Here is a 15,631-nt window from a genome sequence, read left to right on the forward strand (position 1 = left end):
AACAGGACCGTGAAACGACTTTGCGCCGATGATAGTGCGGACTACCCGTGTGAAAGTAGGTCATCGCCAGGCTCTTATCCCCAAAACCCCCAAGCCCTAAAAGCTTGGGGGTTTTGCTTTTGAGCGAACGGTTTACAGCGCCCATCCGATCTCGGAGTCGGAGTGCTCTGAAGCCGCCGCCAGGGCCTCGACAACTCACTATTCCAAGCGGGCCATTCTGGTCAGCCGCTACCAATCCTGTAGCCGCTTTCACGGTATGATCGGCAACGCCATGACCGTCGAAAATGATCTCCCGCCGCAGGAAGAGACTCCCTGGTTTCTGTACTTGATCGAATGCGAAGGTAATTCGATCTACACCGGCATTACCACGGACATCCAGCGCCGCTACGCCCAGCATCTGGCCGGGACAGGCGCGAAATATACCCGCGCCCGCAAGCCCTTGCGGTTGCTGGGCTGGGTGCAGTTTCCCAATAAATCAGAGGCCTTGAAGGCCGAGATACGAACCAAGAGCATGTCTCCCGCGCAAAAGCGGGCATTATGTGCCGGCATGCCGGAGATGCAGCAACGGTGCGAAATAAAATGAGAACGCCGGCTAATTGCCGGCGTTTTTGCGTCTACCTGCGGCAGGGCATTACACGACGACCAAATTGACGTCGATATTCCCGCGCGTCGCGTTCGAGTACGGGCAGACCTGATGTGCAGCTTCCACCAGCTTCTGGGCCGCATCCTTTTCCATCCCCGGCAGCGAGATCTTGAGTTCCACCTGGATACCAAAGCCCTGGGGAATCTGGCCGATGCCGACCGCACCTTCGATCTTGGCATCCGGCGATACGGTAATCTTTTGCTGGCCGGCGACAAAACGGATTGCGCCCAGGAAGCAAGCGGAATATCCGGCGGCAAAAAGCTGCTCGGGGTTCAGGCCATTGCCTGCGCCGCCCATTTCCTTGGGTACCGCCAACTTGACGTCGAGTTGCCCGTCGGACGTCACGGCACGACCGTCGCGACCACCAGTGGCTGAGGCGTGGGCGGTATAAAGGACTTTTTCCAGTTTCATTTGTACTCTCCTAGTTTGCCCAGAAGGGCTGCGAATAAACATGCCGATATCGGCGATTAATCTTCGGAGCGCGCATCTTCCAGCGAGGCCCGCAAGGCATGCAGGCGTGACGTCAATTGCTGAATCTCGTCGATCGAGCACTGCGTCGCGCACAACAACTTTTCCGGAATGTCATTCGCCTGCTCGCGCAGTTTCCGGCCGGCAACCGTCAAATGGACCAGAACGCGGCGCTCGTCTTCTACATCGCGCTGACGATTCACAAAGCCAGCTGCTTCGAGCCTTTTCAGAAGCGGCGTCAAGGTGCCTGAATCCAGCTTTAACCTGGTGCCCAAATCCGAAATCGTGATTCCACTCTGTTCCCAAAGGACCAGCATCACCAGATATTGCGGATAAGTAAGTCCAAGCTTACCCAGCAGTGGCTTGTAGATCTTCGTCATGGCCAACGAAGTCGAATACATGGCAAAGCACAACTGCCGATCTAACTGGAGCCAATCGTCCGTCTGCGGGGCACTTGTCGATGTCGTCGTCATGTAGCTATCTTATACACAATTAAATTGTGTGCAAGATATTTTTCCAATCGGGCTCATAGAGCATAGGTCCCATGTGTACTGGATCAAAGTCGGAGCTGCCGCCCGGCGAATCCAGGCGCTCCTTAAGTCTGGTTTAAGTGTGCGTCCCTACTATGGCTCTGTCACGCCATACCGCATCGGCGTTACCCATCCTCCAGAAAGGAACGCATCATGATTCGCCAGACTCTTGCCCGCTCCGCTGTCGGTGTTGCAGCCCTTGCCGCGCTTGCCGGCGGCTACGCCTATTTGCAGAAGGATGCCATTACCCCGGGCTACGCCGCGCCAACGCCAGTCACCGCGAGCGCGCCGGTTGCCGTCGCTACGCCAACCGATTTCTCCGGCATTGTCGATCAGTTCGGGCCGGCGGTCGTCAACATCAGCGTTACCGCCCGCGCACAACATACTTCCGCGCAAATGCCTCAGGGCATGGATCCGGACGATCCGCTGTTCCAGTTTTTCAAGCGTTTTGGTCCGCAATTCCAGGGCCCGCAGAATGCGCAGCCGCAATTGGTGCGCGGATTGGGCTCCGGTTTTATCGTCAGCCCGGACGGTCTGATTCTTACCAATGCCCACGTCGTCGATAACGCCACGGAAGTCACGGTAAAGCTCACCGATCGCCGCGAGTTCAAGGCAAAGGTCCTGGGCAGCGATCCGCAGACCGATATCGCGGTGATTCGCATCGATGCAAAGGACCTGCCCACGGTACGTCTCGGCGATCCGTCAAAGACTCGCGTCGGTGAACCGGTGCTGGCCATCGGCTCGCCCTATGGATTCGAAAACACCGTGACGGCCGGCATCGTCAGCGCCAAATCGCGCTCTCTGCCCGATGACACATACGTGCCCTTCATCCAGACTGACGTCGCGGTGAACCCCGGCAACTCGGGCGGCCCGCTGTTCAACCAACGCGGCGAAGTAATCGGCATCAATTCGCAGATCTACAGCCAGACGGGCGGCTATCAGGGCCTGTCGTTTGCCATCCCAATCAATGTTGCGACCAAGGTGCAGCAGCAACTGGTGGCCCACGGCAAGGTCACGCGCGGGCGTCTTGGCATTTCGGTGCAGGAAGTCAACCAGGCGCTGGCGCAGTCGTTCAACCTGCCACGCCCGGCGGGTGCGTTGGTGAATTCCGTGGAGAACGACAGTCCTGCAGCCAAGGCCGGCCTGAAGCCTGGCGACGTGATCGTGCAGCTCGGCGACGACGTGATCGATCATTCCGGCGATCTGCCGGAGCACGTCGCCGACATCCGGCCCGGAACGGAGATCAAGCTCAAGGTCATCCGCAAAGGCGAGCCGATGACGCTGGCCGTCAAGGTCGGCGCAGTGAAGGAAGACGCGGTCGCGCAAGGCAAGAATGGTGGCGAAACAGGCGGTCGTCTCGGACTTGCGGTGCGCCCGCTTACGCCGGCCGAAAAGCGTGACAGCGGCATCGATGGCGGGCTCGTCGTCGAAGACGTTGCCGGTCCGGCCGCGCGCGTTGGCATTCAGCCGGGCGATGTCATCCTGTCGCTCAACGGCACGCCGATTTCCTCGGCCGAACAACTGCGTGCGCTTGTGTCGAAGTCGGGCAAGCAGGTCGCTTTGCTGGTGCAGCGCGATGATGCGCGAATCTTCATTCCGCTGGACCTCGGCTAAGCCTTGTCGCAGATTTTTACCGAAGCGGTATACGCGTCATGCGGCGCGTATACGGCAGGTATACATGGGCGTATACGTGGGGACGTATACGCCCGCAAACCCAAGCCAGAGGCCGATTCCGGGGTGACAAAACGCACCAAAGACGCGTTTGAACGGGTATGATCTCGACTGCGATGCATGAAACTTGCGGAGACGCGCGTCTCCGTTTCTGGTTCTGCTAAATCGACAGAAGAAGGAAGTCTATGCAGTTGGATTTCACCCGCGCCCCTATCTCGCCGGGTACCGACCTGGCACGGCGGTTGACGTCAGCCACCGCCAAGCCGACACCGCGTCGGCGCAAGAAGGAAGCCCCGCCCCACTGGGAGCGCGGCTATCGTTCCCACTATTACCGCAGTGAACGCGGCGACAAGCTCGGCGAAGTTCGCTTGTCCGATCGCGGCGAATGGCCCGTCGTGTATCGCTGGGCTGCCGGCAATTATTCAGGCGCCGAAGGTTCGCTTGCGCATGCGCGCGCGCGCGTAGAAGAGACCGTTGGTTTCGGAATGCGCCAACTGTCGCTGTTCTGAGCAGCCGATCCGCTGAACCGCGAACAACATTTGCGGGCATCAGCAGCCCATCCGTGGCGGCGACGCGCCGTCATAGCGTATAGCGTCCCCATCGTCCCGACAGCCGGGATTTGTCCCAGCGTCGATGCCTGCGGACGCAGCCTGTGCAGCACTGCCTGGCGTTGCAAACACCTGGGCTAATCCAGCCGGCGTTGTGCCAGCATGAAGACCGCAGCCACTACGGCAAGCGCGGCAATCAATCGATACAGATCTTCACAGGCGATCAGCCGCGCCTGCTGATCGACGATGGCCGACAATTGCGCCAATGCGCCGGCATGGGCCTGACCGGGATCGAAGCCGCGCGCCATCAAGGCCGTCTGGGCGGCATGCATCCATTGTTCCGTTTCCGCCGGGCGCTGGCCCATTGCATGCACCAGGCTCGTATGCACCGCGAACTGCCGGTTTTGCAGCAGCACGGCACCCAGGGCCGACGCAAACGAGCTTGCGATCTGTCGAACCAGATTCTTGCTGCGATAGCCATGCGCAAAGTCATCGCCCGCGAGCGAGCGGAATGTCAGGCCGGCGATTGGGATGATCACCATCACGCCGAACAGTCCCTTGCCAAACAATCCCAAGACTAAAGCCGAGGGACCGACGTCGGGCGGCATGAACGAAAACCACGTCATGGCCGCCGCCATGAGGAGCAGGCCAGCAACCATGATCGGCTTCTTGTGCGTGAGCTTGCGGGCAATCTGCAGGTAGATCCAGATGCCGACCAGACTGATGCCGGCGGCCAGCGTATTGAGCCATCCCGTCGTAGCCAGCGGAAAGCGCAGCGCCTGTTCCGCATAGATCGGAAACACATAGCTGCTGAGATTGCTGATCATGTAATAGACGAAGTACATCGCCAGTCCGGTCATGTACACGGGCTGTCGCAGCGCCCGCAAGTGAAGTACCGGCGAGATGTGATGCCATTGATGCCAGATGAATGCGCCGAGCAGTGACAGCGCGACAGCCGCGACGATGGCGACGCGCAGCGGATGTGAAAAGATGTCGAAGCGCGCTTCGGTCATCGATGCCTGTAGGGCCACGATCGCAACGCCGAACAGCAGGAGCGGACCAAGTGCCGGTCCTTCCATGTCATCGCGGGGCTCGGCATCGGGCAGAAGTACCCACGCGCCCAGCGTTGCGAGCGCGGCAAATGGCAGCACGCCGTAGAACACGTCTTGCCAGACTCCATGGTCGACCAGTTCCGCGGCCAGCGCCGGCGCAAGGGCCGATGCGCCGAAAATTCCCAACATGAAGATGCGCGACGCGCGCGGCCGGTCTGCCGGCGCAAACATCAAGTTCACCAGAATCCGGCAGCTTGTAAACAACGCGCCGCCGCCGACGCCCTGCATGAAGCGCGCGGTCACCATCTGCGGTAGCCCGGTGCTGGTCGCGGCTACCAGCGTGCCCGCCATGAAAAGCAGAAGTGCCCCGGTCAGATAGCGGCGATAGCCAAACCGCTGCGCCAGCCATTGCTGCTTGAGGATCATCATCATGCTGCCCACCGCATAGGCGGCCTGCACGAGCGCAAAACTGCGCGGATCCGCGTCGATGCCGCCCACGATGTGGCTCGACGCAAAGACGAACATGATGTTTTCCAGGAATTCGACGCCGGTGGTCAGGCCCAGCAGCATCATGACCAGCGTCTGGCGTTGCTGCCGGCTCAGCAGCCGCAGCCAACGCAGGCTGGCCCGCCAGCGCCGGCGGCTAGCGTGCCCGATCACGGCTTGATTGCCTCGAGCGAGACCAGATGCTGATGCAGCCGCGACAGGTCGCGCGTGGCCACGGCCAGCCCGCTTTTGCCGATGGGCGCCCATGCCTCGGCGTATGCGGCGTGCACGACAGGCGCGACCTTTTCCAGCAACGCGCGTGCGGCAGGGGACAGCGTCAGCTCAAGACTGCGGCGATCGTGCTCCGACGTCTTGCGCCGGACCAGTCCGCGCGCCTCCAGTCCATCGATCAGCCGGGTCATCTGCGTCCGCGTGGCGTCGATGGTCATGCCAAGCTCCGAAGGCATCGTCGGCTCGCTGGCGTCGATCGCCAGCAGACTGATCACCAGGTATTGGTTCAGATCGAGGTCGTATGGCGCAAGCGCGCGCTCGATATGGTGACGCAGCAGTCGCGCGGTCCGCAACAGAAGGCGCGAAGCCAGAATCAGATCGCGCGGTGCTTCGGGATGTTCGGCACAAAAACGGTCAATGCGTCGTTCGAACGACATATAGTTTCATTCGGGATAATTTCGAATGAAACTATATGAGTGGCCGCGGGTAAAAGCAAGGTCGGCGACAAGAACAAACTGATCGTCTGGCCGGATATTCCGGCATGCCGCTCAGCGACGCAGACTCGCGGAGAGGTCGCGCAACGCGGCGCGCAGATCGTGCACGATCACGCTTTCGGCCAGCGAGCCCGGCGCACCATAGCGCGAGGCGACGTAGCTGTCGGTGAACAGCCGCACCGCGGCGGCGGCACGCGGCAGCGCCCGCGCGGCCCGCGCGCCAAAATCCCGCGGTCCTTCCGAAGCCATCCGCACGCAGCCGTGCCGTGCGAGCAGCGCACAAAAGCGGTCGTAAAGGGCCTGAACCGGATCGACATGACGCCGGCGCAGCCACATCGGTGCCAGCGCCAGCAGCCCGAGCACGCTGAGTCCCGCTGCCAGCACGCTCGGCAACTGATTGCCGAAGCCGATCTGATCTAGTAACCGGGTCTGCTGGCCGCGGTCGTACTCAAGCACCCAACGCTGCCACTTGTAGGCCAACCCGTCGAATCCCCAGCGAAGATCGCGCAGCCATCCGGGGGCGCGCAGTTCACGTAGGGCCGACAAATCTTCCCCGGCCAGCGCGGCGTCCACGCCCTCCTCGACCCGGCTCGGCGCTACCGCGCTGGTCGGATCGACGCGCACCCAGCCGCGCCCATCGATCCAGACTTCCGACCACGCATGCGCATCCGACTGACGAATCACGTAGTGCCTGCCGACCGGATTGAACTCGCCGCCCTGATAGCCCACCACCACGCGGGCGGGCACCCCGGCCGCCCGCATCAGAAAGACGAAGCTGCTGGCATAGTGCTCGCAAAAGCCACGGCGCGTATCGAACAGAAAGCTGTCGACCTGCTGCTTGCCCAGCGGCGGCGGCGACAGCGTGTATGCAAACGGGGCGGCAGCGAAAAGCCGCATGGCCGCCTGCACGCGTTGCCACGGATCGGGGTATTGCGCCGCCCACTGCGCGGCCAGTTCCCGGCTGCGCGGATTGCCTTCCGGCAAGCTGAGCGACAACTGCAGTGTTCTGCGTGTCAGAGGCTGCGGCGCGCCGGACAGCGACGATTGCGCGCGATATCGCAGTGGGCGATCCACGGGCGTGCGCGCGAAGAACTCGCCGTCGGCCGAAACCTGCGCGGACAAGCTGCCGGACACCGCCGTACCGCGGTCCAGCAGATAGAGCCACGTCTTTTGGGTGGGCTCCAGCGTGACGTTGTACTCGCGCAGCCCCGCCTTTGCCGTCGCGCTGGGCGCGTCGTCGGCGACATCATCGCGCAGGGCCTCCGCCAGCGGCATCGGCTGCGGTATCGCGGGGCGCCAAGCCTGGCCATCGTAGTCCCACAGCACCAGCGCACGCCAATACAGCGAGCTGGCCGGCAGCGGCGCGCCGATGATGTCGGCGCGAAACGCGACTTCCGGCGAGCGAATCAGATCGCCCACGCTGCCCGGCTTCAGCGTGTCGGTGATACCGGTCCTGCCGGTGGGCTCCGCTTGTGGCAGGCGCCAGAGCGGGTGGTCCAGCCGCGGAAACAGCACGAACAAGAGCAACGCCCACGGCAGCCCGAACAGCGCCATGCGACCCAGCAACGGCCAGATCGCAAGCCGGCCCCGTGCTTCCGGATGATGGAACAGCAGCCAGTTTCGCAAGATCCATGCGCCAATCACCATGCTGTAGATGGCCAGCCAGAATGGCTGGTCGACCAGATAAAGCGTGAGCAGCAAATAGAACGACAATTGCGTCACCAGCGTGGCGTCCGTCAATGCGCGCGTTTCCATCAGTTTCAGGATGACAAACGCCGCCAGCAGCGCCACGCACAGTTCCCGCCCGAGACTGCCGCCAGACTGCCAGATCAGCGCCGCCGCAATCACCAGCACCAGTACGGCCGTCAAGCCGACCATCGGTTTCGACGGAAGCGGCGCGTGCTGTCGCCATAGCAGCCATCGCCAGCCCAACAGCAAGATCAGTAACAGGCTGACCGACACCGGCAAGGTGCGGGTCTGCGGCGCCAGGACTAACGCCAACTGGCCGATCAGCATGCCGTGCTCCTGGTGTCCCAGGGGCCGGGCCGACATCGCGGTGGTCTTCATGGCGCGCGGCGCTCCGGCCAGACGGCAAGCGCCTCCAGGCACGCCCTGCGATGGGCAGCGCCGCGCGCGGGCGCGACTTCCACGCCCGGTAATCGCAAGCCGACGTCCATCGTGTCCCCGGCTGCCAGGACCCACGCGCAAAGTCGCGATAATCGCGCCTCGGTTTCCATCGACAGCGGCAGTGCGTTCCAGTCGATCCAGCATTCGGGCTGACGCTGGCTGTGGCCCGTCCGGCTGAGCCAGCGTCCGGTGCGCGCGCTGTGTTTCCAGGCGATGCGGTGCAGCGGATCGCCCGGTCGGTATCTGCGCAGTTGATCCACGCCGTCGTCTGACGCGGCGCTGTCGGTGCCCTGGTCGCCTTCGTCGGCGTGCGGCGCCACGGGCAACGGCGGCGCATTGGCTTCTGGTGACGGATAGACCAGGGTGGCGAGCGGAAAATCGGCGTAGCTCCAGACGTGGAACAGGCCGAAGGGAAAGCGGCTCGAGATCGTCACTCGCGGCAACGCCAGCCTTCCTCGGCGCGGTGCGGGAAGGTGGATGGTCAGGTCGCCGGCGCCTTGGCTGTCCAGCGTCAGCGAGGCCGGCTCATGCGGTGCGGTGGAGGCTGTGCGCGCTTCCACGCCGATCCGCGCGCCGTCGTCGCGGTTGGTCGCGCGCAAGGCAAAGGTGGCCGGGTTGCCTGCAAACGTTGAAGATACGGCGCCGGCCGATAGCTCGAGGTCAAGCAGGTTCCGATAGGCCATCCACATGCACGCCATGCCGATGCCGGCCAACAGGAATGTCAGCGCAAAGCCCAGGCTGATGTTGTAGTTGAGCGATGTCGTCAGCATCGCCAGCAACAGCACGAAAAAGCCAAGGCCGCCGCGCGTGGGAAGGATATACAGATGTCGGCGATCCAGCGTCACCACGCCATTGACCGGCCGGCGTGGACGACGCGGCCGCGGCGTCAAGGCCGATGGCGCGCCGCGCGAGCCGGGTATCGGAGTGGCGTTCCGCATGGCTGGGTCGGGACGTGGTCGCAGTGACCGCGCATCAAGGGATGGCAACGCCAGCCAGCAAACGGTCGATCGCGGCGGCGCCGTGACCCGACGGCAGAAGCCGGTGCGCCGCAACAGGTTCGAACACGGCCTGGACGTCTTCCGGGACGACCATTTCGCGCTGATCGAGCAAGGCCCACGCACGCGCGCACGCCAGCAACGCCAGCCCGGCGCGCGGCGACAGCCCGGCCGGAAACGCCGCGTCGGCGCGCGTGGCCTGCACCAGCGCCAGCACGTAGTCCACCAGTGCCGGGCTGGTGTAGACGCGGGCCGCCGCGGCCTGGAGCGCCTGCACTTGTTCGGCGTCCATCACGGCAGTGGCTTCCTGAGTGGACGCGCCGCCCAGGTACAACACGCGCTCGAACGCGGCTTCGGGATAGCCGAGCGAGATCCGCATGGTGAAGCGGTCCAACTGGGATTCCGGCAGGGCGTGTGTGCCGATTTGCTCCAGCGGATTCTGTGTGGCGATAACGAAGAACGGCGCGGGCAACGCATGCGTGACGCCGTCGTGCGTGACCTGGCGTTCGGCCATGGCCTCGAGCAAGGCGCTTTGCGTCTTCGGCGGCGCGCGGTTGATCTCGTCGGCCAGCACCAGCTGCGCGAAGACGGGGCCGCGATGGAAGCGGAATTCCCCGGCATCGCGCATGAAAACCGATACGCCGACCAGATCGGCCGGCAGCAGATCGCTCGTGAACTGCACGCGCTGATACTGCAGGCCCAGCGTCTGCGCCAGCGTATGGGCAAGCGTTGTCTTGCCAACACCGGGCACATCCTCGAGCAGCAGATGGCCGCCGGCCAGCATGCACGCCAGCGCCAGCCGCACCTGTCGTGGCTTGCCCAGGACGATGCGTCCGAGCTGATTCTGGGCTTCGGCCAGCGAAGCGACAATTTTGGGACGGGCAGTCACGGTGGCGGCATCCGTTGGAGGTTGGCTGCGGCGTTACATGCGGCAGGGTCCGGCCATTGTAGCGGCGCAAAGCGGGCGCCGGACAGTGGGTTTGCGCACGCTTGCCGCCCCTGACAGATCGCTTGCGCGCGCGGAAAACCCGCCCATTCACCCGCCAGGCCGCGCCGGATCTCGCGGGTTCTGGCATCATCGGCCTGTTGGCGCCTTTGCCATTTTCCGAATCGTCTCATTCGCTGCAATGACTGCTTCGCAACAGCGCACCCCCGGCGCGTCCCGTTCCCTCGATTTCGATTCATCTGCCCCGCTCGCCGACCAGGCCGGGCTGGCCAGCCTGGCGCGGGAATTCCATGGCGGTGGCTATATCGTGTTGCGCAACTTTGCGGACGAGGCCACCTGCGCCGCGCTGGAAGCGGTCACGCGCCAGCACCTCGCGGGGGCGGTGCCGCCGGTGGAATTCGAAGCCGATCTCGGTTATCCCGGCGCGCCGGCCACGCGGCAGGCGGCTGGCGGCAGCACGGTGCGGCGGCTGCGGCAGGCCTATGGCCGCGACGAGGTGTTTCGGCGCTGGGCCAGCCACCCGCAGGTGGTGGCCACGGTCGAGGCGCTGCTTGGCGAGCCGGTGCGCCTGACGCTGGCGCACCACAACTGCGTGATGACCAAGCATCCGCACTACGGCAGCCAGACAGGCTGGCACCGCGACACCCGGTACTGGGCCTTCGTCAAGCCGGATCTGGTCACGGTCTGGCTGGCGCTGGGCGACGAAGACGAGCGCAACGGCGTGCTGCGCGTGATCCCGGGCTCGCACCGCGCCCGGCTCGATCCGGCGCAGCTCGATCCAGCCGAATTCCTGGTGGAGGCACATCCTGCCAGCCAGGCGCTGCTCAAGGGCGCCATGCCGCTGGCGCTGCACCGGGGCGATGTGCTGATGTTCGACAGCCGGCTGTTCCACGCCGCGGGCCGCAACGATTCGGACGCCGTGAAGCTGTCGGTGGCATTCGCGTATTTTGGCGCCAGCAACCGGCCGCTCAGCGGCACGCGCTCGGCGGAATTCGGCAGTGTGGAGATGCCGCCCGCCTTGCTGTAGCCGAATCGAATCGGCCGTCGCGCCGATCAGCCCCGCCACAAGACAAAAGCCGCCTCGATGAAGGCGGCTTTTTGCTGGGGCCTGCGAGCGGGCGGCTCAGGCCGCGTTGCGTCGCGCAGTCGCGCTGCGGAACAGCGCAAACAGATCGGCAAAACGGAAGGGCAGCAGCGGCGTGGCGTGGCGGACGGCGTCACGGCGTGCGAAGTGGCTCAGAAGCTGCTCGCCCACCGGACGGTCGAAATACGAAGCCTCCGGGTAGTTCATGGTCATTCCCTATTGTGGTCAACAAACGCCTACAGTATACACCGCGATGGTGCACTGCGCCATTTCACGGTGCGCAACGGGGATTTGTGTGACCAGAAAGGGTGCGGACTGCATCCCCGGCATGCCTGGGAGGCATGCAGGACGGCATGCAGAACGGCCGGCATGCACGCCCGGCATGAACTGCCGGCAGCAGCGCGCATCAGGCCGCGTCGCCGCCCGCGCGAGCAATCAGCCGTGGCTGCCGGCCGTCGGCGCGGTGGTTTCGCCGCTATTGCCCTGCATCGATTCGACCGCCTTGGCCGCGCTGAAGACATGGCGCGTGGCCAGTAGCGCGGCCAGATCGGCATCGCCGGCGATCACGGCCTGCAGAATCTGCGCGTGCTCGTCCCAGTTGATGCGGGCGCGATTCAGATTGGCTGGCGCAAACAGCAGCGCCGTGCGCTCGCGCAGCGATCGCATCATGTCCTGCAGCACGCTGTTCGCGGCGATATTGCCCAGCACTTCGTGAAAGCGGGAGTTGAGCTCGACAAAGCGCTCGGTCTGGCCGCTGTCGACCGCTTCGTTGCCTTCCTTTAGTACCTTCTCGAGTTCCTGGATCAGCGCCGGATCGCGGCGCTGCGCCGCCAGCTTGGCGTTCAGTCCCTCGAGCGTGGCGCGTACTTCCACCATCTCGCGCGCGATATTGGGCGACAGCCGCGCCACCGATGCGCCGCGGCGCGGTTCGATACGCACCAGTCCTTCGGCCGACAGCGCGCGCAGCGCTTCGCGCACGGGAATGCGGGAGACGCCAAGTTCCAGCGACAGCGTGTTTTCCACCAACCGCTCGCCTTGTTCATAGTGGCCGGCGAGGATGCGTTGCCGCAAGGTGTCGGTCACCAGCGCGAAAAGAGGGGAATGCTGGGCGCCCAGGCTAGCAGCCGGGGTGTCCGGATTCAGCTTGGTGGCACTGGCGGTGGCGTCGTTCATGGTCGGGATCGGCCGTCGGGATTCTGTGAAGCGCCGCGGTCGGTTGGCCACGGCGTGAATGCCGCTATTGTATACCGTCACCTCCGTATCGAAGACATTTGGCAGACATCCACGCGTATCCACGCGCACCCACTCAACCGGCCGTGTGCTGGAACGTGAACCCGTCGGCGTAGATAAACGGCGCCTGTGCACCCAGCACCATGAAGGTCTCTTTGGCGTCGCGGATCATGTTGGGCGATCCGCAAAGATAGATCGCGTGTTCCGACAAATCGCCCAGATCCGCGGCGACGGCCTCGTGCACGTAGCCGCGCCGGCCTTGCCAGCTATCGTCGGCGCGCGACAGCACGGGCACGTACTGGAAGTCGTAAAGGCGCTCGGCCCAGCCCGCGATCTCGTCGTGCAGATACAGGTCGGCTGCGCTGCGCATGCCCCAGTAGAGCCACACGGGCGGGCAGTCCGGATCGTCCATCAGCGATTCGAGCATGCTCTTGATAGGCGCCAGGCCAGTGCCGGTGGCCACCATCAGCAGCGGCCGGTAGTCTTCCTTGCGCAGGCTGAAGTTGCCATGCGGCAGTTCCACTTCAAGCGTATCGCCGGCGCGCAGTTGCGGAAGCTGATGCGACGTGAAGCGTCCGTTTTCGATCTGGCGCACATGAAAGTCGACCACGCTGCTGCCCGGCGCCGATGCCATCGAAAAGCTGCGGTGGCTGCCGTCGTCGAGCAGCACTTTCAGGTACTGGCCAGGTGCGAACTGGAACGGTTCCTCATCGGGCAGCGCCAGATGCAGGTGCAACACCTCCGGGCCGAGCGGCGCCACCGACTGGACCGTCGCCGTGGTGCGCCGCGCCGGCGCCAGTCCGTCCGCGCCGCGCGCCGTGCTGATCACGAGATCGCCATTGGGCCGCGCCTGGCAGGCCAGCGCGAATCCTTCGGCGCTTTCCGCCTCGCTCAGCCCCATCGGAAATTCCTCGTACGAGACCGACCCTTCCAGCACGCGCATGCGACACGTGCCGCAGCCGCCAAACGTGCATTCGTGGGCCAGGCGGACGCCGCTGCGCAGCGCGGCGTCGAGCACCGATTCGCCGGGCGCGACGGTGAACACCTGCTGCGTTTCCGCGATTTCTACGCGATGGGACATGACATCTCCTTGGCGCGATCCATGGCGGCTTACTTCTTGATGTCGGCCTGCGCGAGCACGGTCAGGTCCTCGGCGGCCAGCAGGTCGCGCAATGCTTCCAGCGCTGCCACGCCGCACGCGGTGTCCTGCTCGCCATTGCCCCCAGACAGGCCCACGCCGCCGATCACCTCGCCGTTGACCACGATCGGATACCCGCCCACGAATACGGCGAACTTGCCGTCGAAGCTCCACTGGATCCCGAACGCCTCGTTGCCGGGCAGGGCGGGGCCGTTGGGCGGCGTGTTGAACAGATGCGTGGACCGCTTGTGGCCGGCTGCCGTAAAGGCCTTGTTCCATGCGATCTGCGGCCCTGTAATGCGCGCGCCGTCCATGCGCTCGAGCAGCAGCGGATAGCCGCCGTCGTCGACAATGCACACCGATTCCAGCACGCCGATTTCCTCGGCCTTGCGAATGGCGGCCGCCACCATGTGGCGGGCTTCCTTCAATTCAAGCTTGATGGCTTTCTTCATGTCAGTGTCCTTGCGATGCTTTTGTCTGGCGTGGCGCCAGAGTGGCGCTAGACGCCCTGGTAGACGGTCTTGATCTGCGTGTAGAACTCCAGCCCAGCGCGGCCCGATTCGCGGAAGGTCGACGTGCTGGATCGCTTGAGCCCGCCAAACGGCGCATTGACGAGATTTCCCGTGGTGGTGCGATTGATCTTGACGGTGCCCGATTCGATATCGCGGGCAAACGCGTGCATATGGCGCGGATTGCGTGTGGCGATGGCCGCCGACAGGCCGTATTCGGTGTCGTTGGCCTTGGCGATCGCGTCGGCATAGCTGTCGACTTCGATGATCGCCAAGACGGGCCCGAAGATTTCCTCGCGCGCGATCCGCATCGCCTGCGTCACGTCCGTGAATACGGCGGGCGCCACGTAATAGCCGTGCGCGAATTCGCCGTCCGTCAGTTGCTGTCCGCCGCACAGCAGCGTGGCTTCCTGCTTTCCGGCAGCGATGTAGCCGAGCACGGTTTCCAGTTGCTTGCGCGTGGCCAGCGGGCCGAGATCCATGCCCGGCGTCATGCCGTTGCCGATCTTCAGCGTCTTCACCTTGGCCACCAGCTTTTCGGTGAATGCGGCCTTGACCTCGCGCATCACCAGGATGCGGCTGGTGCCCGTGCAAGCCTGGCCCGACAGCGACAGTCCGCCCTTGATGGCCAGGTCGACCGCGCGGTCCAGGTCGGCGTCTTCCATCACGATCAATGGATTCTTGCCGCCAAGTTCCATCTGCGTGCGCGTGGTCATCGGCACGGACTTGTGGATCTGCTCGCCGGCGGCGGTCGATCCCGTGAACGATACGGCGCGCACGGCGCGCGATTCGACGATCGTCGGACCCACTTCCGCCGCGCTGCCGGTGATGAAGTTGAGCACGCCCTTCGGAATGCCGGCCTTCACGAAGGCCTCGGCCAGGCGATAGCCGGACAGCGGCGCATCTGATGACGGCTTGAACACCACGGTGTTGCCCGTGATCAGCGCCGGTGCGATCTTCCGCGCCGGAATCGACACCGGAAAATTCCACGGGGAAATCACGGTGACCACGCCCAGCGGTTCGCGCAGGCTGTAGACCAGCATGTCCGGATCGTCGTTCGGATAGCTTTCGCCGCTGAAGGTCTGCCCTTCCACAGCATAGAAGCGCAGCGTCTGCGCGGACCGCATCACCTCGTCGCGCGCCAGGTTCAGCGACTTGCCTTCCTCGCGCGTCAGCTCCGCGGCGATGGCATCGGCGTTGGCTTCGAGATGCGCGGCGGCATCGTTGAGGATTTTCGCGCGCTTGCCGATCGGCGTCGCCTTCCAGGCGTCGAACGCGGCGGCTGCGGCGGCCACGGCGGCGGCCGCGTCGTGCGCATCGGAGGCGGCGTGGCGGCTGACGATGTCCCGCGTATCGGCGGGGTTGATGTTGTCGGAGGTGCGGCCGCTGGCGCTATCGCACCATTCGCCGTCGATGTAGTTGCGGTACGTCTCGGTCATCTTGCGGGGCCTGTTCTGGAATTCGGAAAAGGCCGGACGC

Annotated in this window: 16 protein-coding genes; 4 read left to right on the plus strand and 12 right to left on the minus strand. The window is 64.3% G+C overall.

The annotated features are described in order from the left end of the window. Window positions 1-256: 256 nt before the first annotated feature. Window positions 257-583 carry a GIY-YIG nuclease family protein gene (locus F7R19_RS27040; RefSeq protein ID WP_223506006.1) on the plus strand — a complete coding sequence of 109 codons (327 nt, stop codon included), beginning with the start codon at window positions 257-259 and terminating at the stop codon, window positions 581-583. A 48-nt stretch (window positions 584-631) separates the two neighbouring features. On the opposite strand, the gene F7R19_RS27045 is transcribed toward F7R19_RS27040, so the two are convergent. After that, a complete protein-coding gene (locus tag F7R19_RS27045) occupies window positions 632-1,054 on the minus strand; it encodes an organic hydroperoxide resistance protein (RefSeq protein WP_061959058.1) in 423 nt (140 codons plus the stop codon). A 56-nt stretch (window positions 1,055-1,110) separates the two neighbouring features. Continuing rightward, window positions 1,111-1,584 (minus strand): MarR family winged helix-turn-helix transcriptional regulator, encoded by a 474-nt coding sequence (locus F7R19_RS27050; protein ID WP_150982643.1) that lies wholly within the window; start codon window positions 1,582-1,584, stop codon window positions 1,111-1,113. A 210-nt stretch (window positions 1,585-1,794) separates the two neighbouring features. On the opposite strand from F7R19_RS27050, the gene F7R19_RS27055 reads away from it, so the two are divergent. Both F7R19_RS27055 and F7R19_RS27060 read left to right on the plus strand, forming a co-directional pair. Beyond that, complete coding sequence (locus F7R19_RS27055) at window positions 1,795-3,255, plus strand: DegQ family serine endoprotease (RefSeq protein WP_061959056.1); 1,461 nt, start codon at window positions 1,795-1,797, stop codon at window positions 3,253-3,255. A 242-nt stretch (window positions 3,256-3,497) separates the two neighbouring features. Then, window positions 3,498-3,821, plus strand: coding sequence for a hypothetical protein (locus F7R19_RS27060; protein WP_061959055.1), 324 nt, complete (start codon window positions 3,498-3,500; stop codon window positions 3,819-3,821). 176 nt (window positions 3,822-3,997) lie between these two features. Here the strand turns inward: F7R19_RS27060 and F7R19_RS27065 are convergent, their stop codons facing one another. The 5 genes from F7R19_RS27065 to F7R19_RS27085 form a co-directional block, all read right to left on the minus strand. Next, on the minus strand, window positions 3,998-5,485 hold the full coding sequence (locus F7R19_RS27065; RefSeq protein WP_223506330.1) for an MFS transporter: 1,488 nt from the start codon (window positions 5,483-5,485) through the stop codon (window positions 3,998-4,000). A gap of 83 nt (window positions 5,486-5,568) precedes the next feature. Beyond that, window positions 5,569-6,066 (minus strand): MarR family winged helix-turn-helix transcriptional regulator, encoded by a 498-nt coding sequence (locus F7R19_RS27070; protein ID WP_061959054.1) that lies wholly within the window; start codon window positions 6,064-6,066, stop codon window positions 5,569-5,571. Between the two features lie 111 nt (window positions 6,067-6,177). Then, window positions 6,178-8,190 carry a transglutaminase family protein gene (locus tag F7R19_RS27075; protein WP_150982647.1) on the minus strand — a complete coding sequence of 671 codons (2,013 nt, stop codon included), beginning with the start codon at window positions 8,188-8,190 and terminating at the stop codon, window positions 6,178-6,180. Further along, a complete protein-coding gene (locus F7R19_RS27080) occupies window positions 8,187-9,188 on the minus strand; it encodes a DUF58 domain-containing protein (RefSeq protein ID WP_150982649.1) in 1,002 nt (333 codons plus the stop codon). The genes F7R19_RS27075 and F7R19_RS27080 overlap by 4 nt, the downstream gene beginning before the upstream one ends. Window positions 9,189-9,222: 34 nt before the next feature. Then, window positions 9,223-10,134 carry an AAA family ATPase gene (locus F7R19_RS27085; protein ID WP_150982651.1) on the minus strand — a complete coding sequence of 304 codons (912 nt, stop codon included), beginning with the start codon at window positions 10,132-10,134 and terminating at the stop codon, window positions 9,223-9,225. A 238-nt stretch (window positions 10,135-10,372) separates the two neighbouring features. Here F7R19_RS27085 and F7R19_RS27090 point away from each other — a divergent pair, with 238 nt between their 5' ends. Further along, entirely contained in the window at window positions 10,373-11,218 is an 846-nt protein-coding gene (locus F7R19_RS27090; protein WP_150982653.1) for a phytanoyl-CoA dioxygenase family protein, read from the plus strand. 96 nt (window positions 11,219-11,314) lie between these two features. On the opposite strand, the gene F7R19_RS29925 is transcribed toward F7R19_RS27090, so the two are convergent. From F7R19_RS29925 to F7R19_RS27110, 5 genes are all read right to left on the minus strand, one after another. After that, on the minus strand, window positions 11,315-11,482 hold the full coding sequence (locus F7R19_RS29925; RefSeq protein WP_167585535.1) for a hypothetical protein: 168 nt from the start codon (window positions 11,480-11,482) through the stop codon (window positions 11,315-11,317). 228 nt (window positions 11,483-11,710) lie between these two features. Next, complete coding sequence (locus F7R19_RS27095) at window positions 11,711-12,448, minus strand: GntR family transcriptional regulator (RefSeq protein WP_061959049.1); 738 nt, start codon at window positions 12,446-12,448, stop codon at window positions 11,711-11,713. A 133-nt stretch (window positions 12,449-12,581) separates the two neighbouring features. Further along, a complete protein-coding gene (locus tag F7R19_RS27100; protein ID WP_150982655.1) occupies window positions 12,582-13,586 on the minus strand; it encodes a 2Fe-2S iron-sulfur cluster-binding protein in 1,005 nt (334 codons plus the stop codon). Between the two features lie 29 nt (window positions 13,587-13,615). Then, window positions 13,616-14,095, minus strand: a complete 480-nt coding sequence (locus tag F7R19_RS27105; RefSeq protein ID WP_061959047.1) for a GlcG/HbpS family heme-binding protein — start codon at window positions 14,093-14,095, stop codon at window positions 13,616-13,618. 47 nt (window positions 14,096-14,142) lie between these two features. Continuing rightward, window positions 14,143-15,591, minus strand: a complete 1,449-nt coding sequence (locus F7R19_RS27110) for an aldehyde dehydrogenase family protein (protein ID WP_061959046.1) — start codon at window positions 15,589-15,591, stop codon at window positions 14,143-14,145. Between the last annotated feature and the right edge of the window lie 40 nt (window positions 15,592-15,631).

The organism is Cupriavidus pauculus, from assembly GCF_008801835.1.
Classification (GTDB): domain Bacteria; phylum Pseudomonadota; class Gammaproteobacteria; order Burkholderiales; family Burkholderiaceae; genus Cupriavidus; species Cupriavidus pauculus.

Bases quoted from the DNA above. Each gene is read 5' to 3' on its own strand.
- F7R19_RS27040 (WP_223506006.1), top strand. From the start codon at position 257: ATGATCGGCAACGCCATGACCGTCGAAAATGATCTCCCGCCGCAGGAA.
- F7R19_RS27045 (WP_061959058.1), bottom strand. From the start codon at position 1,054: ATGAAACTGGAAAAAGTCCTTTATACCGCCCACGCCTCAGCCACTGGT.
- F7R19_RS27050 (WP_150982643.1), bottom strand. From the start codon at position 1,584: ATGACGACGACATCGACAAGTGCCCCGCAGACGGACGATTGGCTCCAG.
- F7R19_RS27055 (WP_061959056.1), top strand. From the start codon at position 1,795: ATGATTCGCCAGACTCTTGCCCGCTCCGCTGTCGGTGTTGCAGCCCTT.
- F7R19_RS27060 (WP_061959055.1), top strand. From the start codon at position 3,498: ATGCAGTTGGATTTCACCCGCGCCCCTATCTCGCCGGGTACCGACCTG.
- F7R19_RS27065 (WP_223506330.1), bottom strand. From the start codon at position 5,485: ATGATGCTGCTGGGCCTGACCACCGGCGTCGAATTCCTGGAAAACATC.
- F7R19_RS27070 (WP_061959054.1), bottom strand. From the start codon at position 6,066: ATGTCGTTCGAACGACGCATTGACCGTTTTTGTGCCGAACATCCCGAA.
- F7R19_RS27075 (WP_150982647.1), bottom strand. From the start codon at position 8,190: ATGAAGACCACCGCGATGTCGGCCCGGCCCCTGGGACACCAGGAGCAC.
- F7R19_RS27080 (WP_150982649.1), bottom strand. From the start codon at position 9,188: ATGCGGAACGCCACTCCGATACCCGGCTCGCGCGGCGCGCCATCGGCC.
- F7R19_RS27090 (WP_150982653.1), top strand. From the start codon at position 10,373: ATGACTGCTTCGCAACAGCGCACCCCCGGCGCGTCCCGTTCCCTCGAT.
- F7R19_RS29925 (WP_167585535.1), bottom strand. From the start codon at position 11,482: ATGAACTACCCGGAGGCTTCGTATTTCGACCGTCCGGTGGGCGAGCAG.
- F7R19_RS27095 (WP_061959049.1), bottom strand. From the start codon at position 12,448: ATGAACGACGCCACCGCCAGTGCCACCAAGCTGAATCCGGACACCCCG.
- F7R19_RS27100 (WP_150982655.1), bottom strand. From the start codon at position 13,586: ATGTCCCATCGCGTAGAAATCGCGGAAACGCAGCAGGTGTTCACCGTC.
- F7R19_RS27105 (WP_061959047.1), bottom strand. From the start codon at position 14,095: ATGAAGAAAGCCATCAAGCTTGAATTGAAGGAAGCCCGCCACATGGTG.
- F7R19_RS27110 (WP_061959046.1), bottom strand. From the start codon at position 15,591: ATGACCGAGACGTACCGCAACTACATCGACGGCGAATGGTGCGATAGC.